At 64.7% G+C, this 25,780-nt stretch carries 23 protein-coding genes and 3 tRNA genes; 12 read left to right on the top strand and 14 right to left on the bottom strand.

Features of this window, described 5'->3' with window-relative positions:
* The first annotated feature begins 4 nt into the window (after positions 1–4).
* Positions 5–709, top strand: coding sequence for a FadR/GntR family transcriptional regulator (locus ACETK3_RS14975; protein WP_237429342.1), 705 nt, complete (start codon positions 5–7; stop codon positions 707–709).
* 174 nt (positions 710–883) lie between these two features.
* Here ACETK3_RS14975 and ACETK3_RS14970 read toward each other — a convergent pair.
* A tRNA-Leu gene (locus tag ACETK3_RS14970) sits at positions 884–966 on the bottom strand.
* A 395-nt stretch (positions 967–1,361) separates the two neighbouring features.
* Here ACETK3_RS14970 and ACETK3_RS14965 point away from each other — a divergent pair.
* Genes ACETK3_RS14965 through pknB form a run of 7 tightly spaced genes read left to right on the top strand, consistent with a single transcriptional unit; the run spans position 1,362 to position 10,903 of the window.
* Positions 1,362–2,102 carry a DUF3662 and FHA domain-containing protein gene (locus tag ACETK3_RS14965; protein WP_236800408.1) on the top strand — a complete coding sequence of 247 codons (741 nt, stop codon included), beginning with the start codon at positions 1,362–1,364 and terminating at the stop codon, positions 2,100–2,102.
* A complete protein-coding gene (locus tag ACETK3_RS14960) occupies positions 2,099–2,581 on the top strand; it encodes an FHA domain-containing protein (protein ID WP_236800407.1) in 483 nt (160 codons plus the stop codon). Before ACETK3_RS14965 ends, ACETK3_RS14960 begins: the two co-directional genes overlap by 4 nt.
* Positions 2,582–2,583: 2 nt before the next feature.
* Positions 2,584–4,299 carry a PP2C family serine/threonine-protein phosphatase gene (locus tag ACETK3_RS14955; protein WP_373993135.1) on the top strand — a complete coding sequence of 572 codons (1,716 nt, stop codon included), beginning with the start codon at positions 2,584–2,586 and terminating at the stop codon, positions 4,297–4,299.
* Positions 4,296–5,693 carry an FtsW/RodA/SpoVE family cell cycle protein gene (locus ACETK3_RS14950; protein WP_236800406.1) on the top strand — a complete coding sequence of 466 codons (1,398 nt, stop codon included), beginning with the start codon at positions 4,296–4,298 and terminating at the stop codon, positions 5,691–5,693. The genes ACETK3_RS14955 and ACETK3_RS14950 overlap by 4 nt, the downstream gene beginning before the upstream one ends.
* Positions 5,690–7,150, top strand: a complete 1,461-nt coding sequence (locus tag ACETK3_RS14945; protein WP_373993134.1) for a peptidoglycan D,D-transpeptidase FtsI family protein — start codon at positions 5,690–5,692, stop codon at positions 7,148–7,150. Before ACETK3_RS14950 ends, ACETK3_RS14945 begins: the two co-directional genes overlap by 4 nt.
* Positions 7,147–8,901, top strand: a complete 1,755-nt coding sequence (locus tag ACETK3_RS14940) for a serine/threonine-protein kinase (RefSeq protein ID WP_237429338.1) — start codon at positions 7,147–7,149, stop codon at positions 8,899–8,901. The genes ACETK3_RS14945 and ACETK3_RS14940 overlap by 4 nt, the downstream gene beginning before the upstream one ends.
* A 16-nt stretch (positions 8,902–8,917) precedes the next feature.
* On the top strand, positions 8,918–10,903 hold the full coding sequence (gene pknB, locus ACETK3_RS14935; RefSeq protein WP_373993133.1) for a Stk1 family PASTA domain-containing Ser/Thr kinase: 1,986 nt from the start codon (positions 8,918–8,920) through the stop codon (positions 10,901–10,903).
* A gap of 27 nt (positions 10,904–10,930) precedes the next feature.
* On the opposite strand, the gene ACETK3_RS14930 is transcribed toward pknB, so the two are convergent.
* The 3 genes from ACETK3_RS14930 to ACETK3_RS14920 are packed head-to-tail and all read right to left on the bottom strand — an operon-like array spanning position 10,931 to position 12,536.
* Positions 10,931–11,572, bottom strand: coding sequence for an aminodeoxychorismate/anthranilate synthase component II (locus tag ACETK3_RS14930; protein WP_236800403.1), 642 nt, complete (start codon positions 11,570–11,572; stop codon positions 10,931–10,933).
* On the bottom strand, positions 11,569–11,739 hold the full coding sequence (locus ACETK3_RS14925) for a hypothetical protein (protein WP_236800402.1): 171 nt from the start codon (positions 11,737–11,739) through the stop codon (positions 11,569–11,571). Before ACETK3_RS14925 ends, ACETK3_RS14930 begins: the two co-directional genes overlap by 4 nt.
* A gap of 2 nt (positions 11,740–11,741) precedes the next feature.
* The gene (locus ACETK3_RS14920; RefSeq protein WP_237429336.1) at positions 11,742–12,536 is read right to left on the bottom strand and encodes a class E sortase; all 795 of its coding nucleotides are present in this window, start codon (positions 12,534–12,536) and stop codon (positions 11,742–11,744) included.
* A gap of 192 nt (positions 12,537–12,728) precedes the next feature.
* Between ACETK3_RS14920 and ACETK3_RS14915 the strand changes: the two genes are divergently transcribed.
* Both ACETK3_RS14915 and ACETK3_RS14910 read left to right on the top strand, forming a co-directional pair.
* On the top strand, positions 12,729–12,980 hold the full coding sequence (locus ACETK3_RS14915) for a cell division protein CrgA (RefSeq protein WP_236800400.1): 252 nt from the start codon (positions 12,729–12,731) through the stop codon (positions 12,978–12,980).
* Positions 12,981–13,011: 31 nt separating this feature from the next.
* Entirely contained in the window at positions 13,012–13,617 is a 606-nt protein-coding gene (locus ACETK3_RS14910; protein ID WP_236802969.1) for a DNA-3-methyladenine glycosylase I, read from the top strand.
* 266 nt (positions 13,618–13,883) lie between these two features.
* Here the strand turns inward: ACETK3_RS14910 and ACETK3_RS14905 are convergent, their stop codons facing one another.
* From ACETK3_RS14905 to ACETK3_RS14895, 3 genes are all read right to left on the bottom strand, one after another.
* Positions 13,884–14,351 carry a carboxymuconolactone decarboxylase family protein gene (locus ACETK3_RS14905; RefSeq protein WP_236800399.1) on the bottom strand — a complete coding sequence of 156 codons (468 nt, stop codon included), beginning with the start codon at positions 14,349–14,351 and terminating at the stop codon, positions 13,884–13,886.
* Positions 14,352–14,887: 536 nt separating this feature from the next.
* Positions 14,888–15,766: a rhomboid family intramembrane serine protease gene (locus ACETK3_RS14900; protein ID WP_373993132.1), complete on the bottom strand. Its 879-nt coding sequence runs from the start codon at positions 15,764–15,766 to the stop codon at positions 14,888–14,890.
* Positions 15,767–15,775: 9 nt separating this feature from the next.
* The gene (locus ACETK3_RS14895) at positions 15,776–16,321 is read right to left on the bottom strand and encodes a peptidylprolyl isomerase (RefSeq protein ID WP_236800397.1); all 546 of its coding nucleotides are present in this window, start codon (positions 16,319–16,321) and stop codon (positions 15,776–15,778) included.
* Positions 16,322–16,476: 155 nt separating this feature from the next.
* Between ACETK3_RS14895 and ACETK3_RS14890 the strand changes: the two genes are divergently transcribed.
* Both ACETK3_RS14890 and ACETK3_RS14885 read left to right on the top strand, forming a co-directional pair.
* On the top strand, positions 16,477–17,418 hold the full coding sequence (locus ACETK3_RS14890) for a hypothetical protein (protein WP_373993131.1): 942 nt from the start codon (positions 16,477–16,479) through the stop codon (positions 17,416–17,418).
* Positions 17,419–17,556: 138 nt separating this feature from the next.
* Positions 17,557–18,432, top strand: a complete 876-nt coding sequence (locus ACETK3_RS14885) for a glycosyltransferase family 2 protein (RefSeq protein ID WP_236800395.1) — start codon at positions 17,557–17,559, stop codon at positions 18,430–18,432.
* Between the two features lie 3 nt (positions 18,433–18,435).
* Here ACETK3_RS14885 and ACETK3_RS14880 read toward each other — a convergent pair whose 3' ends face one another.
* The 7 genes from ACETK3_RS14880 to gyrB all read right to left on the bottom strand — a co-directional run bounded on the left by ACETK3_RS14880 (position 18,436) and on the right by gyrB (position 25,449).
* Complete coding sequence (locus tag ACETK3_RS14880; protein WP_373993130.1) at positions 18,436–19,374, bottom strand: DMT family transporter; 939 nt, start codon at positions 19,372–19,374, stop codon at positions 18,436–18,438.
* A gap of 83 nt (positions 19,375–19,457) precedes the next feature.
* Positions 19,458–19,533, bottom strand: a tRNA-Ala gene (locus ACETK3_RS14875).
* 71 nt (positions 19,534–19,604) lie between these two features.
* Positions 19,605–19,721 carry a DLW-39 family protein gene (locus ACETK3_RS14870; protein WP_229748488.1) on the bottom strand — a complete coding sequence of 39 codons (117 nt, stop codon included), beginning with the start codon at positions 19,719–19,721 and terminating at the stop codon, positions 19,605–19,607.
* Positions 19,722–19,791: 70 nt separating this feature from the next.
* Positions 19,792–19,865, bottom strand: a tRNA-Ile gene (locus tag ACETK3_RS14865).
* Positions 19,866–19,963: 98 nt separating this feature from the next.
* Positions 19,964–20,635: a DUF3566 domain-containing protein gene (locus ACETK3_RS14860; protein ID WP_236820894.1), complete on the bottom strand. Its 672-nt coding sequence runs from the start codon at positions 20,633–20,635 to the stop codon at positions 19,964–19,966.
* Complete coding sequence (gene gyrA, locus ACETK3_RS14855; protein WP_373993129.1) at positions 20,628–23,306, bottom strand: DNA gyrase subunit A; 2,679 nt, start codon at positions 23,304–23,306, stop codon at positions 20,628–20,630. The genes ACETK3_RS14860 and gyrA overlap by 8 nt, the downstream gene beginning before the upstream one ends.
* Positions 23,307–23,361: 55 nt before the next feature.
* The gene (gene gyrB, locus ACETK3_RS14850) at positions 23,362–25,449 is read right to left on the bottom strand and encodes a DNA topoisomerase (ATP-hydrolyzing) subunit B (RefSeq protein WP_373993128.1); all 2,088 of its coding nucleotides are present in this window, start codon (positions 25,447–25,449) and stop codon (positions 23,362–23,364) included.
* Positions 25,450–25,780 lie beyond the last annotated feature (331 nt).

The raw sequence follows: 25,780 nt of genomic DNA, 5'->3' as shown, positions 1-25,780 counted from the left end.
AGCCATGACCCGGAACCTCACCGCGGACCTAGCCGCCGACCTTCGCAACCGCATCGTCGACGGCGTCATCCAGCCGGGGGAAAAGCTGCCCAGCGAGAACACGCTGATCAGCGAGTTCGGTGTCAGCCGGACAGTGGTCCGCGCCGCCCTTACCCGGCTGCAGGCCGAAGGACTGGTCGAAACCGAGCGCGGACGCGGCAGTTTCGCCCTCACTCCCCCGGCGGACAGGCCCTCGGAGGGTGTGGGGATCCGTCCGGTGGCCAGCACGGAGGACAGGCTGCACCTGCTGGCCTTCCGCATGGGAGTGGAGACCGAAGCCGCAGCACTGGCAGCCCGGAACCGCACCGAGCGGCATTTAAGGGCCGTGAGCACTGCCCTGGACACCTTTACGGAAAGTTCCGGGCACCCGGCGCATGCCATGAAGGCTGACTTCGAATTCCACCGTGCGGTTGCCGCAGCCTCCGGCAACCCCTATTTCTCCGATTGCCTGTCGGCCCTCGGGCAGACCATGATCGCTATGCCGCGCACCCGCTTGATGACGGACGCCGAGCATTACGCCCGCGACCATTTCGACCAAGTCGTGTTGGAGCACAGGTCCATCCGGGATGCCATTGCCGATGGTGACGAGGCTGCCGCTGCGGCCGCCATGCGAACCCACGTGGCAAATTCACGACGCCGGTTCAAGGCTTCGGCGCGCCCGTCCACCTAGGCCCCGCCCCGCCGTCGTCCATTGCGGCCAGGTGCCCAAGCACCCGCCACCGGACGTATCACCAGCGAACGCGGGGGTGTGAAATCCGGACGTTGGTGCAATCCCCGGAACTTGGGTTTCACGGCAGGAACGCAAAAGAGCCCCGGTCCAAAGACCGGGGCTCTTCCAATTGCGTGCGCGAGGGGGGATTTGAACCCCCACGCCCTTTCGGACACTGGCACCTGAAGCCAGCGCGTCTGCCGTTCCGCCACTCGCGCGCAACTTCTTCCACTCAACCGGACCGGTTTCCCGTTTCCGCGTCTCGTAAAAGCAGCGAGATCAAGCATAACGGACACTTGCCGGAAATTACCAATTGGCCTCCACCCGCCCCTCACCTCCCGCACGCGCACGGCGCAAAACCGCTGCGAATCGGGCCGCATGCCGGTGCCGGAAGCCGCAGGAAGACAGCACGACGGCGGGTTGCTGCGGCCCGGAAACCGAACTTTCGCGGGCGCCCGGCCGTTGCGGATTAAGGTCATTCACAGGGGTGGCAAGTAGTATCGGATGTAGGAGTGGGCACTGCCGGCGGGCGAACCGTACGGCAGCGGACTGCCCTGCAGGTGCTGGTCAGCAGCAACTAATGCCCCGGAGCCGGGGGGAAAGGAGAAGAACCATGGGTCTGCTGGACAAGGTGGAACGTGGCATCGAAAAGGCCGTCCGCGGCGTCTTCTCCACCGGTTCCAAGGCGCAGGTGGAACCGGTGGAAATCGCCAGCAGGCTCCGCCGCGAAGTGGACCACAAAGCCCTTACAGTGGCGGCCGGACGCACGCTGGTGCCCAACGTGTTCGACGTGCAGCTCAGCGACGACGACTTCGCGCGGGCACAGGAATGGGGCACCCCGCTGGCCGAAGAACTCTGCGATGTGGTGATCAACCATGTCCGCGGCCAGGGCTACATACTCCAGGGGCCCGTGCGGATCTCCTTCCGCCGGGACAGCGAGCTCCGTGCCGGTGCCTTCGAAATTGCTTCAACCACTGAAAAATCCCAAGGCGCGGGCGCCGCCCAGCCAAGGCCCAACGTTCCCGCCGCACCAAGCCGGCAGCCCGTCAGGCTCCAGCCGGTCCTGGACATCGACGGCCAGCGCTATTCGCTTAACGCCCCGTCCATCGTCCTGGGACGGTCATCCGAAGCGGACATCCACATTGAAGATACGGGAGTTTCCCGGCGCCACCTGGAAATCCGCACGGCCAACGGCGTTACCAGTGCCGTGGACCTCGGATCCACCAACGGCAGCTATGTGAACGGCCAAAAGGTCTCCGGAAGCACCGAACTCACAGACGGCTCCACCATCACGATGGGACGGACAAAGATCATTTTCCGCCTGCTTCCTGCCAACCCGGGTGGCCACGCATGAGCGACCTGACCATCACCGCGCTGCGGTTCGGGTTCCTGCTGCTCCTCTGGGTACTCATTTTCAGCATCGTCTCCGCCATGCGGCGCGACCTCATGGTGGGACGCAAGGCCGCGGCCGGCGCGCCCACCGCCCGGCAGGTCCGGCGGAATCCGGAACTCGCCGAGGCACAGCCCCAGCCTGTGAAGCAGCAGGCGCGTCAGCTGGTGGTCGTCGAAGGCCCACTCAAGGGCCGCACCCTGCCGCTGGCCGCCAGCCCCATCCTGCTGGGACGCGCACAGGAAGCCACCCTCGTTTTGGAGGACGACTACGCCTCCGGCCGCCACGCCCGGCTCTTTCCGCAGGGCAGCCGCTGGTTCATCGAGGATCTGGGCTCCACCAACGGCACCTACCTGGGAGACCAGCAACTTACCCGTGCCCTGCCGGTTGAGCCAGGGGTACCCGTGAGAATCGGCAAGACGGTCATTGAATTGAGGCCGTAACCGTGGCCGTGCCTGAAAACCCCGCAACCGGCTCCAGCCCGGCGCAGCGGCCCCTCATCATGCGCTTCGCGGCGCGGTCCGACGTGGGCCGGATCCGGTCCAAGAACGACGATTCCGCTTACGCCGGCCGCCACCTTGCCGTCGTCGCGGACGGCATGGGTGGGCACGCCGGCGGTGACGTCGCCTCGGCGGCGACCGTCCTGGACATGATCCACTTGGATAGTCCGGAATATGGGGACGACGCCGGCACCGTCCTTGCCGATGAGATCCAGACTGCGAATTCGCTGCTCTCCGAGCTCGTGCACATCAACCCCAAGCTCGCGGGCATGGGCACCACGGTCACCGCGCTCCTGCTCGCTGACAACAAACTCCATTTCGCGCATATCGGCGATTCCCGCGCGTACAGGCTGCGGGATGGTGAGTTCAAGCAGATCAGTGTGGACCACACCTTTGTCCAGCGGCTCATCGATGAAGGCCGGCTCCGCCCGGAGGAAGCCGAAACACACCCACACAAGAATGTCCTGATGCGCGTCCTGGGCGATGTGGATGCCAGTCCGGAACTGGACCTGGACACCCTGGACGCCAAGCCCGGCGACCGCTGGCTGCTGTGCTCCGACGGGCTGAACTATGTGGCCGCGCACGCCGTCGAGCGGACGGTCCGGGAAACCCACAACCTGCACGAGTGCGCCGAAACCCTGGTTGAACTGACCCTTGAGGCCGGCTCCCCGGACAACGTCACCGTGGTCATGGTGGACATCGTGGAGGAAACGCCCGACGACGTCAGCACCGCCGCCGTCGACATCGTCCCGCCGGTGCAAGGCAGCAAGCCGGCCGCGGCTTTGGCGGCTGGCGCACCCGCCTCCGAAGCTGCAGCCACCGGCCCTGCGGGTCCCGCCGAGGGCAAGGAACCCGCCGAAAGCGGTGCCAAGGATGGCGCCGCCGATGACGAGGCCTCCGACAATACGAATGCCGACGCCACGGAGCCCGGCAGCACCGACCCGCATCTCGGTGAACACCTGTCTGCCGAAGTGCTGCGCGAAGAGCTTGCCTCGCGCCCGCACGAGCTGGTGGGTGCGGCCGCCGCCGCAGCGGAATCGGGATCCATCCCCACTGTTGCCGGACGAACCGTTGCCCGGCGGGCTGCCACGCTCCTTACCCACAAGGCAGAACCCGCCGCCGACCCCGGGGAAAACCTGGTGCCGCTTCGGCCACGCCGCTGGTTGGCATGGTCCGTTGCAGCTGCAGTGCTGGTTGTGGTGGCCGTTGGGCTTTGGCTGGGCTACGCCTGGACCCAGACCCGCTACTACGTGGGTGAGTTCGATTCCCGGGTGGCGATCTACAACGGTGTCTCCCAGAGGCTGGGTCCCATCCAGTTGTCATCCCTTGAAGCCGTGACCGATATCCGGATGGACTCCCTCCCGCCGTTCTCGCAGCAGCGCGTGCGGCAGACGGTTCCGGCCAACGACCTCTACGACGCGCAGCGGATCGTCAAGAACCTGGAGCTCACGGGGACCACTTCTCCGGAGGAGGCGTGCCCCAAGCCTTCGGGCTCCGCCACTGCCCCTGCCCCGTCCGGCAGCCCCGCACCGCCTTCCAGCGCCCCACCCGCGAGTGCAGCGGCTCCGCCGCCGGCACCGGGCGCCTCCGCCCCTGCCCCGGCACCGTCGGCAGCTTCCCCATCACCTACTCCCACCATTACTTGCGAGGCGGCCAAATGAGCCAGGTAAGCAGCATGCCCAAGCCTCGCCGCAACGTCGAACTCGCGTTGCTGCTGCTGGCCCTTGCCGTAGGAATTGGGGCCAACATGCTGGTGGGCGTGGACCAGGAGAAGGCCTTCGACTCCGACTTCTGGTTCCAGTCCAGTCTGCTGGCAGTCGCCGCCCTGGTGTTCCACGGTGTCCTGCGGTTCCGCGCAAAATATGCTGATCCGGTAATACTTCCCCTGGTGGTTGCACTGAACGGCCTGGGGCTGGCTATGATCCACCGGCTGGATCCGCCAGGCGGGGACACGGGAAACAACCAGCTCCGGTGGACGCTGATTGCCATGGCGGTGGCCATCGCCGTCATCTGGTTCCTGAAAGACCATCGTGTACTCCGCAGGTTCACGTTCATCTCGCTTGCAGCCAGTGCGGTCCTCCTGGTCCTTCCCCTGATCCCCGGGATCAGTGCCGGGGAGATCCTTGGTGCACGGGTGTGGATCCGTTTGGGCCCCATGACGTTCCAGCCCGGTGAAATCGCCAAGATCACCCTCGCCATTTTCTTCGCAGGGTATTTGTCCTCCAACCGTGACCTGATCCTGCTGGCGGGCCGGAAGATCGGGCCGCTGCAGTTCCCGCGCTTCAAGGACCTCGGGCCCATGGTGGCCGCCTGGCTGGTGAGCATCGGCGTGCTGGTCTTCCAGAGCGACCTCGGGTCCTCCGTCCTGTTCTTCGGCCTCTTCATCGTCATGATCTATGTGGCCACCAGCCGGATCAGCTGGGTTGTCATCGGCCTGGCCCTCCTCCTGGGCGGCGGCTTCATCGCTTCACAGGTCTTCTCGCACGTGGGCCTGCGCATCGACGGCTGGCTGAATGCCTTCACCGACGAGGTCTACGGGCGCCAGTACGGCGGCAGCTTCCAGATCGTCGAGGGGATGTTCGGCATGGCCAATGGCGGCCTGGTGGGAACGGGCCTGGGGCAGGGCCGTCCGGACCTGGTTCCCTTTGCCAACAGCGACATGATCATCGCCTCCCTGGGCGAGGAACTTGGCCTGATCGGCCTCTTCGCCGTAGTCCTGATGTACCTGCTCCTGTTCACCCGCGGGTTCCGCGCCGCCCTTGGCACACGCGATGCCTTCGGAAAACTACTGGCCTGCGGCCTGTCCTTCGCCGTGGCGCTCCAGTGCTTCGTGGTGATCGGCGGCGTCACCAGGCTCATCCCGCTGACCGGCCTGACCACTCCGTTCCTGGCCGCCGGTGGCTCATCGCTGCTGGCCAACTGGATCATCGTGGGACTGCTCCTGATGATCTCGCATACGGCACGGGGCCCGGTGGACACCACTCCCCTGCCGCCGTCAGCGGGGGCGGAATCCATAGGCATTGATACCCCAACCGAGGCGGTGAAGCACGCATGAACCAGGCAATACGGCACTCATGGGTAGCGGCCATCGCCATGTTCGCCCTCATCTTCGGTGCCATCAGCTATGTCCAGGTGATTGGTGCGGACGCACTGAAGGACAACCCCTGGAACAAGCGCGCCATCCTCCAGACCTACTGCAATGACCGCGGCTCCATCATCGTGGGCGGGACCCCGGTGGCGGAATCGGTGGAGAGCAACTCTGAGACGTGCAAATTCCAGCGCACCTACCCGCAGCCGGAGCTGTATGCCGGCCTGACGGGCTACTTCTCCCAGAACTACGGGGCCACCGGACTGGAGCAGTCCATGGGTGCCGAGTTGGCAGGCAACTCGGACCAGCTCTTCCTGGACCGGGTGGGCCAGCTCTTCCTGGGCAACCAGCCCAAGGGTGCCTCCGTCGAACTCACCATCGATCCCCAGATCCAGCAGCTGGCCTACAACCTGATCCCGGACGGCCAGCGCGGCTCGATCGTGGTCACCAATCCCAAGACCGGTGCCATCCTGGCCATGGCTTCCAAGCCGTCCTACAACCCGAATTTGGTGGCCACCCAGGATCCAAAGGCCGAAAGCGCCAACATCAATGAGCTGGTCAAGATCCCGGGCATCAACCTGAACCAAAATGTCAGCGGTCCCACCGGTGAGCTCCTCGCCCCGGGGTCGGTCTTCAAGCTCGTGGATACGGCGGCCGCCCTGGCCTCAGGGAAATACAACAAGGACAGCGTCCTGCCCAACCCCGCGGAGATGCCTTTCGACGGCATCGAGTACAAACTGCCCAACTACGCCGGCGGCAACTGCTACACCAGGGACACCGCCAGCTTCGCCTTCGCACTGCAGCAGTCCTGCAACACGCCGTTCGCCAGCATCGCGCTGGACCTTGGCCGGGACGCCATCGCCGCCCAAGCCAAGAAGTTCGGGTTTGGCGAGGACGTGGGGGACCTACTGAAGCTGGGCCATGCAACAGGTAATGGGTTCCCTGAAAACCTGGACGCACCCGGATTGGCCCAGTCCGCCATCGGCCAGAAGGATGTGCGGGTCACGCCGCTGCAGGTGAACATGATGACAAACGCCATCGCAAACGGCGGTGTCCAGATGGCGCCGAGCCTGGTCAAAACCCTGCGGTCCCCGGACCTGCGCGTCATTGATGAGCCCCAGCCGGCACAGCTCAGGACGTCCACCACCCCGGAAATCTCCAAGCAGATCACGGACTGGATGACCAGCGTCGTTACGGACGGTATCGCCAAAGGTGCCGCCGTTCCCGGCGTACAGGTGGCGGGCAAGACCGGCACGGCCGAACTCGGAAACGGAACCAACAATTCGTGGTTCACCGGGTTCGCCCCCGCTGACAACCCGAAGGTCAGCGTCACGATCGTCATGGAAGGCGTAGACATTTACGCGGGAGCAAAGCTGACCAGTCCTAACGCGAAGAAGATTTTTGAGGCGGTGTTGAATAAGTGAGGCCTACAACGGGAATCACCCTCGGCGGCAGATTCCAGCTGACCACGCGGATCGCCATTGGCGGCATGGGCGAAGTCTGGAAAGCCAAGGACCTGGTCCTGGGCCGCATCGTCGCCATTAAGGTGCTCAAGGAGGAATACACGGGGGACCCCGGGTTTCTCCAGCGTTTCCGTGCCGAGGCCCGCCACACCGCGCTCCTGAACCACGTGGGCATCGCCAACGTCTTCGACTACGGCGAAGAGGAAGGCTCCGCCTACCTGGTCATGGAACTGGTCCCGGGCCAGCCGCTGAGCAGCATCATCGAGCACGAGCAGGTGCTGTCGCCGGACCGTACGCTCTCGATCATTGCGCAGACCGCCCGCGCTTTGGCCGTGGCGCATGCCCAGGGCCTGGTCCACCGTGACGTCAAGCCCGGAAACCTCCTGATTACGCCCGACGGACGGGTCAAGGTCACCGACTTCGGCATCGCCCGGCTCGCCGACCAGGTGCCGCTCACCCAGACCGGGCAGGTCATGGGGACGGCGCAGTACCTGGCACCCGAACAGGCAACCGGCCAGACCGCCACCGGATCCTCGGACATCTACTCCCTCGGCGTCATCGGCTATGAGTGCCTCAGCGGCCACCGTCCCTTCTCCGGTGAATCGCAGATCGCCATTGCGCTGGCCCAGGTGAACGACGCTCCGCCGCCGCTTCCGGACAGCCTGCCTGCCCCGGTCCGGGCGCTCCTGATGTCGATGCTGGCCAAGGATCCCAAGGACCGGCCTGCCAATGCCATCAAGCTGGCCGAGGCAGCGGAAGCCATCCGCAACGGCGATATCAGCGCAGCCCGCGCCGCCGTGCCCGGAATGCTCCTCTTCGACGCGGACACCGGCCCCATCACCGCGCCCGTCGACACCACCACCGCCCCCACCGGCGTCATTGGCACCCAGCGGGATTCCCCCACCGCCACCTCTGCCCTGCCCGTGCTCGGTGCAGGTGCGGCCGGCGCCGCCGCCGCAATGGCTGCAGGGGCCCATGGCGCATCAGCCACTGAGGGCGACGCGCCTCAGGGTCCGCTTGCCCGCGCCAATGCGCTGGCTGCCCAGCGCAACTGGGACCAGCAGGACGAGGACACGTACGGCGGGGAAACGTACGACGACGACCGCACCGACGAGCCCCGGCGCAAGGGACGCAGTCCCTGGACATGGCCTCTGGTCGCCTTGATCCTGCTGCTCCTGTTTGCGTTGGTGGGTTTCCTCCTGAACCAGGTGGGACTCTTCTCGCCGTCCGGCAGCCCCAGCGCCAGCGCCACCGCCAGCAGCGCGCCGCCGTCGTCCGCGACGCCAACACGGACCACGCAGTCGGCGACGCCCACGCAGACACGCAGCACGCCGACGCCCACACCTACCCCGGAACCCACCCAGGCAACGGTCAACGTCATTCCTGAGGCTTACCTGGGCAAGCCGTACCGGCAGGTGCAGGCTGCCCTCGCCGGACTTGGACTGCAGGTGACGGTGCTGCCGCAGGAAAGCAGTTCCGCGGCCCCCGGCACGGTCCTGGAACTGAACCCCACGGGGGTTATTCCCAAGGGATCAGCCATCACCGTCGTCTACGCAACGGCTCCTGCTCCGGCGCCGACTCCCACGCCCACCACGGTGGTGCCGACCCCGGCGCCCACAACGTCCTCCCAGGCCGGGCCCACGCCCATCTCGCCGCTTGCAACCTGCGCGGTGGGCCAAGCGCCCGGGACGCCCCCTACCTGCACGCCGTAAACGTCAGGAAACGCCAGTGAATGAGTCACCACGCGCACCGTTGCACCGGGAGGACAGCCTCCCGGTGGATAACCGGCGTGTCCTGAGCGGCCGCTACGAGCTGGGGAACCTCATTGGCCGCGGCGGCATGGCGGATGTCTACAAGGGGATGGACACGCGGCTGGGCAGGACTGTTGCCGTTAAGCTGCTCAGGCCGGACATGGCCAGGGACCCGCAGTTCCAGGCCCGGTTCAAGCGCGAGGCCCAGGCAGTGGCCGCCCTGAACCACCCGTCCATCGTTGCCATCTTCGATACCGGCGAGCACACCGTGCATGACGGCTCGGCCGAGGACGTGCGGGTGCCCTACATCGTCATGGAATACGTTGAGGGCAAGACGCTGCGTGATTTGATCCGCGCCAACGACGTCACCATCGACCAGGCCATCGACTACACCCTGGGCGTCCTTGGGGCCCTCGAATACAGCCACAAGGCCGGGATCGTGCACCGGGACATCAAGCCTGCCAACGTGATGTACTGCCCCGGCACAAACTCCGTGAAGGTGATGGACTTCGGCATTGCCCGGGCCATCGCCGACTCCTCGGCCACGATGACCCAGACCCAGGCGGTGGTGGGAACGGCCCAGTACCTGTCGCCGGAGCAGGCCCGCGGTGAAACCGTGGATGCGCGCAGCGACCTCTACTCGGCCGCCTGCCTGCTCTACGAAATGCTTACCTCGCGGCCGCCGTTCGTCGGCGATAGCCCCGTGTCCGTTGCCTACCAGCACGTCCGTGAAATCGCCGAGCCTGCCAGCAGCCTCAACCCGCAGGTGTCACCGGCGCTGGACACGGTCCTGGCCAAGGCCCTGCAGAAGAACCGGGCTGACAGGTTCCAGGACGCCGCCGCTTTCCGGCGCGCCCTGCGGGCTGCCAGGGCCGGGGTCGCAGTCCCGGCCGTGCCGGCGTCCGAGGCGCCCACCGACCCCAACGACCACGTTCCCGAAGCAGCGCCTCCCACGGAGGCATTCGCTGCCGGAGGGGCGGCGGGTTTCCTTGATAACGCGCCCACGGGGCGGCTGGCCGCCACCAACCTATTCCATGACGACGGCGGGCCGGCGGTTCCGCTGGAACTTGCGGATGAGCACCGGACTAATGGGTACGACGGCGGCGGGTACAGTCCAGCTGCCGCCTTGCCGTTAGGCCTCCCTCCGGAACGTGAGCGGACCGCACGGCAGAAGTCCCGCCGTCGTGCGTGGATTGCCACCCTGGTGATTTTCACCCTGCTGGTCCTCGCCGGGGGCGGCCTCTGGCTTTACCAAACCGTCAACCGTCCCGCGCCCGCTCCCGCCAAAGTGCAGATCCCGTCGGTGGCATCCTTGTCGGAAACTGCCGCGCTGCAGGCGCTGTACAACGCCGGGCTTCGGCCCAGGATCGCGCGCGCGGCGAACGACACGGTGCCCAAGGGGACAGCCGTCGGGACCGATCCTGCCGCCGGCGCTGCACTCGACCCGGGCGCCGAGATCATCCTCAACATCTCCGACGGGCCGAGTTCGGTGAAGATCCCGGACAGCCTCCCGGGCAAGACAGAGGCCGCTGCACGGGACATCCTGCGCCAGGCGGGCCTTGTCGGCGCCCCGTCCACCACAACCGCCAACAGCGCCACCGTTCCGGCCGGAATCGTCATCACCTCCAACCCGGCGCCAGGGCAGAGCGTTGCCGTCGGCACCAGCGTGGAACTCATCGTTTCCACCGGCAAGGTGGTTGTCCCGGAACTTCGCGCCCTTACCCGGGACGAAGCCGAAGCCGCCCTGAAGCAGCTGGGCCTGGTGCCCTCGGCGGTCGAAATGGAGAACTCGCAGGTAGAGCCGGGCAAGGTCACGGACCAAAGCGATCCAGCCAACAGTGCCGTCGACCAGGGGAAGACCATTACCATAGTGGTCGCGAAGGCACCGCCACCACCGCCACCACCAACGGAAACCCCCACGCCTACGGCCACACCCACCCCGAAGCCGACCAAAAAAGGCTGACGTTTCGTCGGCCGGGGACAGTTCCGGCTAGTGCTGGATCAGCGGGCTGAGCTTCGCGGCCCGGGCAGCCGCACCCTTCATGCCCAGTGATTCCAGCCAGTTGCCGAGCATCTGGTACCCGCCCTCGGTGAGCACCGACTCCGGGTGGAACTGCACCCCGCACAGCGGTGCCGTCCGGTGCTGGAGCCCCATGACCACGCCTGATGCGGTTTGCGCCGTGACTTCCAGGACGTCTGGAATCGATTCCTTGACGGCGGCCAGCGAGTGGTAGCGGGTGGCCGTGATGGGGGAGGGGAGCCCGGCGAAAACGCTGGTGCCAATGTGTTCCACCTGGGACGTTTTGCCGTGCATGAGCTCGGGAGCGTGAGTTACCTTGCCGCCGAAGGCCTCTGCCAGCGCCTGGTGGCCCAGGCACACGCCAAACATGGGGACGCTGTTTTCACCGCACCACTTGATCAGTTCAATGCTGACTCCAGCCTCCGCCGGGTTCCCCGGACCGGGCGAAATGAGAACGCCGTCACGGGTGCCGGCAAGTTCGATCGCCTCCGCCAACGTGACGTCGTCGTTGCGGACCACCGTGGTCTCGGCGCCGAGTTCCTGGAGGTAGCCCACCAGGGTGTAGACAAAGCTGTCGTAGTTATCCACTACAAGGATCTTGGTTGTAGTCATGGCTGGTCTGCAGAACCAATCGTTGAGTCGGTGAATTGGGTGAAATGGGACATCCAGGGGAAAAGGAACTGGACCATCAGGACCAGGGCAATGAAGACCAATGCCAGCGACATGATGATCCTGACCCAGAGCGGTCCCGGGAGGTGACGGAAAATCCAGGCGTACACGGTCAGCTCCTTCCGGTGGCTGCCGCAACCTGCGCCGCGATTTCTGCCGGCGGCCCGGCCGAGGCGGGGCGCCAACTGTCCAGCAGGGCGTAGGCAATGATGCGTTCTTCCGCGCCGAAGCGGGGGTTGCAGCTGGTCATGGTGAGGTAGCTTTCGGTGGGTGCGGCGCCGGGCTGGGTGGGTACCGGTTCCAGCACATCCGTGCGGGAGGGCATCACGATCTGGTTGTTCCGGAAGACATAGACGTAGTAGCCGTCCTTGGTCTGGACGTAGATCTTGTCGCCCGGCACCAGCGTGTGGATGTTGTCCAGCACGGCCCCATGGGTCTGGCGATGGCCGGCGACGGCAAAGTTGCCCACCGCCCCGGGCATCGCCGTGTTGCTGTAGTGCCCCAGGCCAAGGGTGTCCAGGACGTCCTGGCTGGTTCCCTCGACGATGGGGCGCGTGTAGGTAGGGCCGAACCGCGGGATGTATACGATGCCGATGGTGCCGGCGTGGGCGGGAGCAGTTCCCACCACAGGCTTGCCGAAGTCTTCGGGGGCAGCGGGTTGGGCAGCAGGCGCGCTGGTTGCCGGGGCAGGTGTGGCGGTGCCCAGGTCCTTGGCGAATTCCTTGATGACCTGGCTTTGTTTGGCGTCAGACTCCACGTTGGTCCACCACAGCTGCCATGCCACAAAGAGGAGGAGGATGACGCCTGCGGTGATCAGCAGCTCGCCAAGCACCTGGATAGTGCCGCGCAGCAGGGCACGACGGGGGGCGGTCGCAGTGGCGGGCCCCGCCTTCTCCTGCAAAACCACGCGTTCCCCTCCGGGCGTTTACCCTGGCAGTGCCCCGGCCACGCCCGCACGGGCGGCCCAGCAACTGCGGCTAGAATTGGCTGCTAGTAAGAATCCAGATTTGACCAAGATCGCGCAGACCGCTGGCAATTTCCTTCTTGCAGGATACCAAGCCCGGGCCGCCGAGCTTGCCCAGCCCGTCAAGGAGAGCCAGTGCCCGAGTCAAAGCCTCGCAAGAAGACCGCCAGCACCGCCCAGCCGGCTTCCCCACAGGCTTACAAGCCCAATCCCGTCTGGTTCAAGCCTGTCATGTTCGGCCTGATGATTATCGGCCTCCTGTGGATCATCACCTTTTACATCAGTGAGGGCCGGTTTCCGGTCCAGGCCTGGCAGTCCTGGAACATCGTGGCGGGTTTCGGCATTGCCATCGTCGGGTTTTTGATGACCACCCGCTGGCGTTCCTAGCGGCACGCAGCCTGAATCAGGGAGGACTGCACTGGCTGCCGGGTCCGCCGGGGTGATCGTTGGCGAGGATGGCCTCGCCCGGCCCGCCTGGGCTGCAACCGATCCGCTCATGCGGAATTACTACGACCAGGAATGGGGACTGCCCGTCACGGACGAGCAGGGCCTGTACGAACGGATCTGCCTCGAGGGCTTCCAGGCAGGGCTTTCCTGGGCAACCATCCTGCGAAAGCGCCCTGCATTCCGTGCCGCCTTCGCCGGGTTCGATCCCGAGCAAGTCGCCTTGTTCAGCGTCGCTGACGTGGAGCGGCTGATGCAGGATCCGGGGATCATCAGGAACAGGCTTAAGATCCTCGCCGCCGTCAGGAATGCCCAGGCCACCCTGGAGCTAAGGAACGACGGCGGATTGGTGGACTTCGTATGGAGCTTCCGCCCTGCCAGCACGCCCAGGCCGCAGGCAATCACCGACATCCCCACCCAGTCGGCAGAATCCCTTGCCTTATCCAAAGCGCTCCGAAAGCGTGGCTTCTCCTTCGTGGGACCTACCACCATGTATGCGCTGATGGAGGCCGTGGGGATTGTAGACACCCATCTCCTGGGCAGCCATCGCCGGGGTTCCTCGGGCATCTGGCCTGAGTAGCCCCCTTTCCCGCCCCGCCTCCTGCAACTGCCTTTCTGTCCGTAGCGCGTCCTGGTCCGGCTATCCAGTTATCCCCAGCTGTTGGGAAAGTTATCCACACTGTGGAAAAGCAGTGCTTGCATGGCCGGGGAAACCAGGCGCGGCGGTGGGCAGCAGGGGTCCTGCGTCATCCCGCCCCTCAACCTGCTGTTATTAACAGTGTGGAATACCTGTGGATAAAGCCTTGGGCGGGCTGGGATCGGCTTCATGCACAGTAACGCCGGTGGCTAAGGACGCTCCCGCCTGACGGGATGATGGCTGGTGATGGAGACCCGATTAAATGCATTCATTGTCACGGCAACCCAACTCACGGCGGAAAATTCTTCAGCTGTAAGGCATTGCCGCGCGACTGCCTCTGCGTGCTCCCTGGCACGGTCGTCCGGGAGCTGCGTAATGCTTTCCACGAGCCCCAGTGCCGCCCGCTCCTTGTCCGTAAACAATGCAGTCTCACGCCATGCCGGCAGGACCGCCAGCCGCTGGGAGGTCTCTCCCGCCTCTCCTGCCCTCCGCACGTGCAGGTCCAGGCAGTAGGCGCAACCGTTGATTTGTGAAATGCGGACGTTGAGCAGTTCCAGCAGGCCCCGCCCTATTCCGGCCTCTTCCGCCGTTTCCTGCACCTTGAGGCCCAATCCGCTGATGGCCTTCCACAGGGCTGGATGCTGTTTGTCCAGGTACAGATGCTCGGTGACGCTCACGGGTGTCCTTCTCGCGGTAACGGCTGGCAGGCAACCATCATAGGCAGGATGGGAACTCTGCCCGGCTGCCTGTTATCCACTTACCAACATCGCAATACCCACAAGTTATCCACAGCTGTGGGAAACAGAGTGGAAATCCCCACCGCGAAGGGCTTTTGGCCCTACTCCCACGGGTTGGTCCGGCTCGGGAACTACAACTCTGTGACTTATTAACACTGTGTATATCGCTGTCGATAACTCTGCGCCGGGATCAGCCGCGGGGGCTTTGGGGCTGGATATAGCCCGTTTTTCCACAGCAGCGTCCAGAATCCCCCGCTTATCCACTTACACACAGCGATATCCCCACAGGTTATCCACAGGTGTGGAGAAACGGCCGACCCACGAGGCAGGCTGGCCAGTACAAGCCGTCAACGCCGGGGTTGGTGCATGAACTACACCTTTGTAAGTTATTAACACTGTGGATAAGGGCTGTGGAAAAAGAAAGCGACTCCGCACCTTCCGGTCCGGAGTCGCTGAGTACTGCAGGCTCGAGGGGGCTAGAGAGACACGCGCACCCAACTCACGGCGATAAGCAGCGCAAACACGGCTGCGAGGCCCAATGCCTGGATGAGGCCCCGTCGCCGCCCGCGCGGAGCGTAGGCAAGGACGGCGGCACACAGAGCGCCGGTGACCAGGCCCCCCAGGTGGGCTTGCCAGGCGATGTGGGGGATCAGGAAACCGATGACGCCGTTGATGGCGATCAGGACCCACAACTGGCGGGTATCTCCGCCGCGCTGCCGCTGGACCAGGAGCATGGCACCGAAAAGGCCGAAGATGGCGCCGGAGGCGCCCACCAGCCCCACCAGTCCCTGCCCGGGCACCAGCAGGGGGTTCATTAGCAGGTAGCCCACAGAGCCGCCGAGCGCGGAGATAAGGTACAGCGCCAGGAACCTAACGCGGCCCAGGATCGGTTCCAGGGCCTGCCCGAAGATCCAAAGCGTGTACATGTTCAGGAGGATGTGCAGCAGCGAGTCCGGCGAGTGGAGGAAAGCTGACGTGATCATCCGCCAGGGTTCGAAGGCGCCGTACTGCGGGGCCGCAAAAATGTTGTTGTAGGCGAACTGCTTGTACACCCAGTCGCCGGGAATGAGCATCTGCAGTGCGTAGACAACAACGCACCCTGCGATGATGCCGAACGTCACCAACGGCTTGCCAGTGGCAACGGCACCGCCATAGACGGTCCGTACCTCCGGCGTCGCCCGTTGTGTTTCGTTGACGCAGTCAACGCATTGGAATCCGACGGCGGCCGCCCGCTGGCAGTCGGGGCATGCCGGGCGCCCGCAGCGCTGGCAGCGCACGTAGGACGGCCGGTCCGGGTGCCGGGGGCAGACCGGAACCTGGGCGGACGGCTCAGCCGACGGAATTCCGTAACTCATGGTGGAGCGTTACAGCTGTTCGATGTCGATGCTGTTGATGGTCACGTCTTCCACCGGGCGGTCGCCCATGCCGGTGCGCACGCCCTCGATGGCGTCGACGACCTTCCTGGATTCTTCGTCAGCCACCTCACCAAAGATGGTGTGCTTGCCCTGGAGCCAGTCCGTGGGAATGGTGGTGATGAAGAACTGTGAACCGTTGGTGCCCTTGCCCATCTGGATGCCGGCGTTGGCCATTGCGAGCTTGTAGGGCTGGTTGAAGTTCAGTTCCGGGTGGATTTCGTCGTCGAAGCGGTAGCCGGGCCCGCCGGTTCCACGGCCCAGCGGGTCGCCCGCCTGGATCATGAAGTCCTTGATGATGCGGTGGAAGATGGTTCCGTTGTACAGCGGGGTGCCGGTCTTGTCCTCGCCGGTCTCAGGGTGGGTCCAGGCCTGCTCGCCGGTGGCAAGGCCCACGAAGTTCTTGACCGTCTTGGGCGCGTGGTTGCCGAAGAGGTTAACCACGATGTCGCCGAGGCTGGTGTGGATGGTTGCTTTTGCAGTTGCGATGGCAGTCATAGGCCCCATTCTTCCATGCCGGTTCGGGCCGGCCACGGCTGCGGAGTCAGTTCCGCGCTGGGTGAAATCCCCCTAAAATCCGCAGAGTGAATAGCCCGTGAAGATCTGGGCACGTAGGCTAGCGACAGAACCGTCACATTAATCGGGAGGTAGTTGTGAAGAAATCGGATCGTATTGCCCGTGACCTTGAGCAGTCGGTCACCAGCGCGGTGGTAAACGCCAAAGATTGGGCGGCTCCCCGGGTGGAGGCTGCCGTGGACTGGGCTGTTCCCCGCCTGCAGCAGAGCCTTGATACTGCATCTCCCAAGATCCAGGAGGGCCTGAAGTCGGCCGCCCATAACCTGGCAGACGGTGTTGCCACCGTAACTCCCCGGATCCAGGACGGACTGGCCCAGTTGGCTCCCAGGATCAACGACGTTGTCGAAGGCGCATCCCCCAGGCTGCACGAAGCATTGGACAAGGCCACCCCGGTGGTCCTGAATGCGCGTGACCGGGTTGTGGTGGAGTACCTCCCCAAGCTCTCGGACCAGATCGGCGTGGCGTCCGGAGCGGTGCACCGCACCCTGGAAAGCACTCCGGCGCGGGTTGACGCCGTGGCTCAGAAGCTGGGGGACGTGGGACTCATCAACGCCATCCAGGAGCAGGCCCAGGCGACTGGAGCCCAGCTCAAGGCCGCTGCGGCCGGCGCCGGCCGCGCGGTGGACGTCCAGTTGGCCCAGCCGGAAAAGCCGAAGAAGCGCGGCTGGCTGATCTTCGGCGTGGTGGCCGCAGCCGTGGCAGCCGGCGTTGCAGCCTGGAAGGCATCCAAGCCGGTGGAAGACCCGTGGAAGACTCCTTCGCCGGTCACGCCCACTCCCGCCCCCGTTCCCTCCACCACCGTCAGCGACGTCAAGGAAACTGCTGCAGACGCCGCTGGCAATGCTGCGGCTGCAACCGGTACGGCCGCGGAAGCCGTGGCGGACAAGACCGCTGACGCAGCAGAGGCCGTCAAGGAAAAGACTGCCGACGCCGCCGAGAAGGCCAAGCATGTGGCCGACGACGCTGCCGAAGGTGCCCAGAGCGCCGCCAAGGATGACAAGGGCAGCAGCCAGGCCTAGCTTTCCCCGCGGCACAAAAGCCTGCACCTAAAAAGGAGCTCCGTTTCACGCGGAGCTCCTTTTTTGTGCCTACGGTCCGGTTCCGGGACCGGCCCCTCGATCCCCGGCAGGAAGAGGCCGGATGCTAGATTTGAGGTAATGCCAGCCAACCGATCCTCTGGGGATGCCGTGAACGACGCAGCCATACAGCTCCGCGTGTCCATCGTTATCCCGGCGTACAACGAGGAGAGCGTGATCCGGCAATGCCTCATCGCTGCCATCTATCAGTCCGTTCCTGCCCACGAGATCATCGTGGTGGACAACCTCTCGAAGGACCGGACCGCTGACATCGTCCGTCAAATGCAGCTGGAATATCCGGAAAGCCCCATCATCCTCCTGACCCAGGACCGGGAGCAGGGGCTTATCCCCACCCGGAACTTCGGGCTCAACTGCGCCACCGGGGACATCCTGGGACGTATTGACGCGGACTCCATCGTGGAACCGGACTGGGTGGAACAGGTTCAGAAGGCGTTCGCTGATCCGTCTGTCCAGGCCGCCACCGGCCCCGTGGTTTATTACGACATGCCGATGCGCCGCTTCGGGCTTAAGGCGGACGATAAAATGCGCCAGCTCATGCTGAAGCTGGCCAAGCACCAGTACCATTTCCTCTTCGGCTCCAACATGGCCCTGCGTGCCAGCGCCTGGGAGACCATCCGCGACGAGACCTGCCGGGACGAAAAGGACGAGATGCACGAGGACATCGATTTGTCCCTGCACCTGGCCGACCATGAGCTACCGGTGCGCTATTGGCCGCAGATGGTGTCGGGGATGTCGGCACGCCGGCTGGAGGACTCACCCCGCGACTACCGCTACTACGTCACCAGGTTTGACCGGACTTACAAGGCCCACAACGTCAAGAAGATGGCGCTGAAGGCTCCTATGGTGGTCTTCTTCTCGGTGTATTTCCCGGCCAAGCTCCTGAGGGCCATCCACACGGTGAACACGGCACAGCCGATGCGCCGCGGCGGCCAGTAGCGCTCAGTCAGTTCCCAGCTCGGCCAGGCGTTCCGACGGCGGCTCCTCCTGGGTCGCCGCCCCGCGCCTGCCGGCCCTGCCGTTCCTTTGACCCAGGACCACGACGGCGAGTCCCACCAGGATCAGCCCGAGCCCGGCGTACGTGCCTGCAGGCAGGGTCTCGTGCAGGAACACGGCCGCCAGCAGGGCCGCGCCGGGGATTTCCAGCAGGATGATCATGGAGACGATGAGCGGGCTCATGGTGGCCAGCAGGTGGTTGAAGGCGGTATGCCCCACCAATTGCGCGCAGACGGTAATGGCGGCGATGCCGAGCCACCCGGCAGGTTCGAAGCCGGCGAGGGGCTGGCCTGCGATCAGGGCCAGCACGGCCACCAAAGCCGCGCACATGCCGTAACAGAGCGTGGTGTAGGTTCCAGTGGTCATGCTCTGCCGTGCCTTGCCTCCGGCCAGTGTGTAAAGGCCGGCCAAGGCACCGCCGGCCATGGCCAGCAGGTCACCCACGAGGGCTTGCGGGGACGATCCCAGATCGAAGCCGGTGATGGCCACGACGCCGCCGAACGCGATGCCCAGGCCAACCAGTACCTGCCAGCGGTGCCGGGTACCGCGGACAAGCTGGAAGACCGCAATCCAGGCCGACTGCAGGCACACCAAGGCCGTGGCCGCAGCCACGGAGGTGAGCTGCAGGGATGTGATGAAGCAGGCAAAGTGCAGGGCAAGGGCGACGGCGGCCAGTGCTGACCAGCGGAACTCGCGGCCGGTGATGCGGCCGAACTGGCGGGGCTGCCGGACCAGGGTGGGCGTGGCCATGACGGCTGCACCGATGGCATTGCGCCAGAAGGCGATGGCCAGGGCGCTGACGCTGGTGGCACCAAGGGTGGCCGCGATCAAGGGACCCGAGGAAGCGACACCCAGCACTCCCAGGGTCGCCAAGAGCAAGTTCACTGCAGCCCCCTGATACTGGTTTCCCGGCGACGATAAAAAGCAAAAGTCCCGGTCTGCGTTATACGCTGACCGGGACTTTCCTATGGTGGAGGCACGGGGACTCGAACCCCGAACCCCCTGCTTGCAAAGCAGGTGCGCTACCAATTGCGCCATGCCCCCATAAGAAGCAACCCGTCCATCATACCCTAGAACCGGGGAGCGTCTGACCGCTCCCGGAGCGGGTGTCCGGGCTAATCAACCGTATCGGTTGACTTGCTCCAGACTGTTTTCCGGGCTTCGGACTCCTGTGCTTTCCGGTAGACCAGGACGCCTGCGATTGCCGCTGCCAGTACAAGCAACTTCTTCACATGCTCCCCGTTCCGGCCAGGTACCGGACGAACCGGACCAAACCTCCGTTTGAAACCTGCACAGGTTCCGTGGGCGTACCAGGACTTGAACCTGGGACCTCTTCGTTATCAGCGAAGCGCTCTAACCGCCTGAGCTATACGCCCCGATCCCTCATCGGGCCGAGACATGACTTTACAGCACACCCCGGCCCGATCTCAAATCGGGCTTTTCCGTCGGGCCGCAGCCGCCGGAAAGTGGCTTCCTAATCGTCCGTGAGGGTTACACCAATACCGCCCACCAGGGTGGCGGAGATGTTGTAGAGGACGGCGGAAAGCATCGACAGTGCCGTCAGCAGGACAACGTTGACCACGGCAATGATGGTGGCGAACGAGGCCACCTGTCCCAGCGAGGCAACCTTCTTCAGTTCAAAACCGCCGCTTTCAGAGCCGGCGAGCGTGCCGAGGAGGCTGTCCACCTGGTCGAAGATTCCGGTCAGGTCCAGGACAGTCCAGAGGACGATGGCGGCCACCACGGTGACGATGCCCAGTGCCACGGAGAGCAGGAACGCCATTTTCAGGACGGACCAAGGATCCACCTTGCTGACCAGAAGGCGCGCGCGGCGGACCTTGGCCTTGGGAGCCGGCTTGACCAGGCCGGGCGTCCCCTGGCCGGAGGATCCCTGCGCAGGGCGCTGTCCTGCCGGTGCCGGGCGCTGCCCCTGCTGGCCCTGGAGGGGGCGCTGGCCGGGCTGCACAGGGCGGTCACCCTGCTGCGGGCGCTGACCGGGGACGGCGGGCCGCTGGCCCGGCGCACCGGCGGGGGCCGCCGGGCGCTGCTGCGGACGTACGGGGGCGTTCACGCGGGGTGCCGCTGAAGGCCGGTTCCCGTCGGGAACAGTACTGTTCGGCTTGGGAAATGAGTCGGAATTACTCACTCGTTACCTCCGTGTTGTCTTCGTTCGGCTCAGCGTCGCCCGAGGCGTCCTCTGACTCTACGGCCGGTGATTCTTCTGCCATTGCTGGCGCGGCGGATTCCCCAGCGGTACCGCCATCTTCAGCCAACGTTACGTCATCACCGCCGGATTCTTCCTCCTCGAGGCCGCGTTCGCTGTTGCGTGCCACCTCGATGATCCGGTCATTCTTGTCCGGTTTTGCGAAGATGACGCCCATGGTGTCGCGTCCCTTTGCGGGAACACCGGCAACGGAAGACCGGACAACCTTGCCGCCCTCCATGACCACCAGTACTTCATCCTCCTCCTGGACGATGAGTGCGCCCACCAGGTGGCCGCGTTCCTCCTGGTACTTGCCTACCTTGATGCCCAGGCCACCGCGCCCCTGCAGGCGGTATTCCTCCACCGCCGTGCGCTTGGCATAGCCGCCCTCGGTGACGATGAACACGAACGAACCGTCGGTGACGACGTCGGCGGCCAGCAGTTCGTCGTCCTCGCGGAACTTCATGCCGGTGACGCCGGACGTCGCACGTCCCATGGGACGCAGCGCATCGTCGGTTGCCGTGAACCGGATCGACTGGCCCTTGCGGGACACCAGGAAAAGATCGTCGGTTTCCGAGACGAGCTGCGCGGAGACCAATTCATCGCCATCACGCAGGTTGATCGCGATGACGCCGGCCGAACGGTTGGTGTCGTAGTCCTCCAGCCTGGTCTTCTTTACCAGGCCCCTCTTGGTGGCCAGGACCAGGTACGGCGACTGCTGGTAGTCCTTCAGGTCCAGGACCTGGGCGATATGTTCATCGGGCTGGAATGCCATCAGGTTGGCAACGTGCTGGCCCTTGGCGTCCCTGCCCGCTTCCATCAGCTCGTACGCCTTGGCACGGTAAACGCGGCCCAGGTTGGTGAAGAACAACAGCCAGTGGTGGGTGGTGGTGACGAAGAAGTGTTCCACCACGTCGTCGCCGCGCAGCTGGGCACCCTTGATGCCCTTGCCGCCGCGCTGCTGCGACCGGTAGTTGTCGCTGCGGGTCCGCTTGACGTAGCCGCCGCGGGTGATGGTGACCACCATCTCCTCTTCGGGGATCAGGTCTTCCATGGACATGTCGCCGTCGAAGCCCATGAGGATCCTGGTGCGCCGGTCATCGCCGTGCTTGTCCACGATTTCGCCCAGCTCGGTGCTGATGATCCCGCGCTGCCGCTCTTCGGAGCCAAGGATTTCCTTGTACTCGGTGATCATGGCCTCGAGTTCAGCGTGCTTTTCCTGGATCCGCTGGCGTTCCAGGGCAGCCAGGCGGCGCAGCTGCATGTCGAGGATGGCACGCGCCTGAATCTCGTCGATGTCGAGCAGTTCCATCAGCCCGTCACGTGCGGCCTCGGTGGTGCTGGAGGCGCGGATAAGGGCGATGACCTCGTCCAGCATGTCCAGTGCCTTCAGGAGGGCCCGCAGGATGTGGGCCTCTTCCTCCGCCTTGCGCAGCCGGTACCTGGTACGGCGCGCGATGACGTCCATCTGGTGCGTCACCCAGTGGCGGATGAACGCGTCGAGGCTCAGGGTGCGCGGCACGCCGTCCACGATGGCCAGCATGTTGGCCGAGAAATTGCTCTGCAGCTCGGTGTGCTTGTAGAGGTTGTTCAGCACCACCTTGGGCACGGCGTCACGCTTCAACACGATGACCAGCCGCTGGCCGGTGCGGCCGGACGTCTCGTCCCGAAGGTCCGCGATGCCCTGGATCTTGCCGTCCTTGACCAGTTCGGCGATCTTGATGGCCAGGTTGTCCGGATTGGCCTGGTATGGAAGTTCCGTGACCACCAGGCAGGTGCGTCCCTGCAGCTCCTCCACGGCAACCACGGCGCGCATGGTGACGGAACCGCGACCGGTCCGGTAGGCGTCCTCGATGCCCTTGTGCCCCAGGATGGTCGCACCGGTGGGGAAATCGGGGCCCTTGACCCGAACCAGCAGCTCCTCAAGGAGCTCCTCACGGCTGGCCTCAGGGTTGGCCAGGTACCACTGCACGCCGTCGGCCACTTCCCGCAGGTTGTGTGGCGGGATGTTGGTGGCCATGCCCACGGCAATGCCGGACGAACCGTTTACCAGCAGGTTGGGGAACCTGGCCGGCAGGATGGTGGGTTCCTGGTTCTTGCCGTCGTAGTTGTCCTGGAAATCGACCGTTTCCTCGTCGATGTCCCGGACCATCTCCATGGCCAGCGGGGCCATCTTGGTCTCGGTGTACCGGGGCGCCGCGGCACCGTCGTTGCCCGGCGAGCCGAAGTTGCCCTGACCCAGCGCGAGCGGGTACCGCATGGTCCAGTCCTGGATCAGGCGCACCAGGGCGTCGTAGATCGCGGTGTCACCATGCGGGTGGTACTGGCCCATGACCTCGCCCACCACGCGGGCACACTTGTTGAAGGAACGGTCCGGGCGGTAGCCGCCGTCGAACATCGCGTAGAGCACGCGGCGGTGCACGGGCTTGAGGCCGTCCCGGACGTCGGGGAGGGCACGGCCCACGATGACGGCCATGGCGTAGTCCAGGTAGGAACGCTGCATTTCCGTCTGCAGGTCCACCTGCTCCACGCGGTCGATCAGAACGTCGCCTTCAAGAACGGTGTCCGGAGTTCCGGCCTCGGAGACGGGATTCTCGGGTGTTTCGTCGCTCATTCTTTGTTTTCCGTTTCAGGTATATGTCTGGTTCTGAATACTTTGGAGCTGGTCCTTAGATGTCCAGGAACCTGACGTCCTTGGCGTTCTGCTGGATGAAGTTACGGCGCGATTCCACGTCTTCGCCCATCAGGACGGAGAAGATCTGGTCGGCGGCAAGGGCGTCGTCCATGGTGACCTGCAGCAGGGTGCGGTGATCCGGGTCCATGGTGGTATCCCACAGTTCGGTGTAGTCCATCTCGCCCAGGCCCTTGTAGCGCTGGATGCCGTTGTCCTTGGGGATGCGGCGTCCTGCTGCCTGCCCTGCCACCAGCTTGGCGTCGCGTTCTCGGTCGCTGTAGACGTAGTCGTGCGGCGCGTTGGACCACTTGATCCGGTAGAGCGGGGGCTGGGCCAGGTATACGTAGCCGTTTTCGATCAGCGGCCGCATGTAGCGGAACAGCAGGGTCATCAGCAGGGTGGTGATGTGCTGGCCGTCCACGTCCGCGTCTGCCATGAGGACGATCTTGTGGTACCGCAGCTTGGCGAGGTCGAAATCTTCGCCGATGCCGGTACCGAAGGCGGTGATCATGGACTGGACTTCGGCGTTCCCAAGGGCTTTGTCCAGGCGGGCGCGCTCCACGTTCAGGATCTTGCCGCGCAGCGGCAGGATGGCCTGCGTTTCAGGGTTGCGGCCGCGCTTGGCGGAACCGCCGGCGGAGTCACCCTCCACGATGTAGACCTCGCACTTTTCCGGGTCTTTGGAGGAACAGTCGGACAACTTGCCGGGCATGCCGAAGGATTCAAGCGGGCTCTTGCGCCGGGCATTGTCGCGCGCCTTCCTGGCCGCCATTCGAGCCTGTGCGGCGGAAATCGCTTTGCGGATCACATCGCGGGCGGGGCCGGGGTTGCGCTCCAGCCAGTCGCCCAGCCCGTCGGTGACGACGCGCTGGACGAACCCCTTGACCTCGGAGTTGCCCAATTTAGTCTTGGTCTGACCCTCGAACTGGGGCTCGGCCAGCTTGACGGAGATGACGGCAGTCAGGCCCTCGCGGATGTCATCACCCGTGAGGTTGTCATCCTTCTCCTTGATGATGCCCTTTTCCCGGGCGTACCGGTTGATCAGGGACGTCAGGGCCGCACGGAAACCTTCTTCGTGGGTGCCGCCCTCGTGGGTGTTGATGGTGTTGGCGTAGGTGTGCACGCTCTCGGAGTAGGCACTGGTCCACTGCATGGCCATTTCCAGGGCGATCTTGCGTTCCGTGTCCTCGGTTTCGAAGGCGATCACGTCCTCGTGGACCACTTCCACTTTCTTGCCCGAGTTCAGGTGCTTGACGTAATCCAGCAGGCCTTCGTCGTACTGGTACACCACGGTGCGGTGTTCCGCGCTGACCTCACCTTCAGTGCTGAGGTCGTCGAGGTCCAAGTCGCCGTCGGCGTCACTTGACGCGGGCTCGCGCTCATCGGTCAGCGTGATGCGCAGGCCCTTGTTGAGGAAGGCCATCTGCTGGAAACGGGCCCGGAGCGTTTCAAAATCGAATTCGGTGCTTTCGAAGATTGTGGGATCCGGGTAGAACGTCTGGCTGGTACCGGTGGCATCCGTTTCTTCGCCCTTGACCAGGCTGCCCTGGGGCTTGCCGCCGTCGGCGAAAGACATCCGCCAGACGTGGCCCTGGCGCCGCACTTCGGTATCCACCCGGCTGGACAGGGCGTTGACCACGGAAATGCCCACGCCGTGAAGGCCGCCGGACACGGCGTAACCGCCGCCGCCGAACTTTCCGCCCGCGTGCAGGATGGTCATGACCACCTCGACAGTGGGCTTGTGCTCAGTCGGGTGCATGTCGACGGGGATTCCACGGCCGTCGTCAACCACTTTGACGCCGCCATCTGCCTGCAGGACTACCTCGATATGGCTGCAGTAGCCGGCCAGCGCCTCATCCACGGAGTTGTCCACCACTTCGTAGACCAGGTGGTGGAGGCCGCGGGGACCGGTGGAGCCGATGTACATGCCGGGACGCTTGCGGACAGCCTCGAGGCCTTCAAGGACAGTGATGTCACTGGCGCCGTATTCCCGTGGAGTGGCTGCCGCAGGTGGAGTATCAGGGGTGCGGCCATCCTCGACTGCTGTATCTGCTGCCAGAATATCTGTATTGTCGTTAGCCACAGGCGCTGCGACTCCTCTGTTCTCGATGATGGCCGGCCGGTTTCTCTTCCCATGGGAAAAGCCACCGGCCAACAGGCACAAACTTATGGCGCCGGTGACTTGCTGACGGTTGGTGATCCATGCTCCGCACACGGGAAGTGCGCGGAGAACGGACTGAAGTCAACGTCTCATCCGCGCCCAGTTATCTGCGTCAATTCTACCGCGAACAGGCTCATATCCCCGCATTCCAGGGCCTTCGCCCGCAGCGAATATGCCCATGCGAGGCTCTACGCCCCGCCTAGGGCGGCCCAGCGGTACGCCCTCCGGGTGCCTATACACGCTGCGGTCCCTA

Source organism: Arthrobacter sp. E44, from assembly GCF_041877125.1.
Taxonomy (GTDB): Bacteria; Actinomycetota; Actinomycetes; order Actinomycetales; family Micrococcaceae; genus Arthrobacter.
Note: the sequence above shows the minus strand (reverse complement) of the source record. Positions and strands in the feature narration are given on the sequence as shown.

Coding starts and splice junctions, on each gene's coding strand:
- ACETK3_RS14965 (WP_236800408.1), top strand. CDS start 1,362: ATGGGTCTGCTGGACAAGGTGGAACGTGGCATCGAAAAGGCCGTCCGC.
- ACETK3_RS14945 (WP_373993134.1), top strand. CDS start 5,690: ATGAACCAGGCAATACGGCACTCATGGGTAGCGGCCATCGCCATGTTC.
- ACETK3_RS14895 (WP_236800397.1), bottom strand. CDS start 16,321: ATGACTGCCATCGCAACTGCAAAAGCAACCATCCACACCAGCCTCGGC.
- ACETK3_RS14930 (WP_236800403.1), bottom strand. CDS start 11,572: ATGACTACAACCAAGATCCTTGTAGTGGATAACTACGACAGCTTTGTC.
- ACETK3_RS14975 (WP_237429342.1), top strand. CDS start 5: ATGACCCGGAACCTCACCGCGGACCTAGCCGCCGACCTTCGCAACCGC.
- ACETK3_RS14960 (WP_236800407.1), top strand. CDS start 2,099: ATGAGCGACCTGACCATCACCGCGCTGCGGTTCGGGTTCCTGCTGCTC.
- ACETK3_RS14885 (WP_236800395.1), top strand. CDS start 17,557: ATGCCAGCCAACCGATCCTCTGGGGATGCCGTGAACGACGCAGCCATA.
- gyrA (WP_373993129.1), bottom strand. CDS start 23,306: ATGAGCGACGAAACACCCGAGAATCCCGTCTCCGAGGCCGGAACTCCG.
- ACETK3_RS14900 (WP_373993132.1), bottom strand. CDS start 15,766: ATGAGTTACGGAATTCCGTCGGCTGAGCCGTCCGCCCAGGTTCCGGTC.
- ACETK3_RS14950 (WP_236800406.1), top strand. CDS start 4,296: ATGAGCCAGGTAAGCAGCATGCCCAAGCCTCGCCGCAACGTCGAACTC.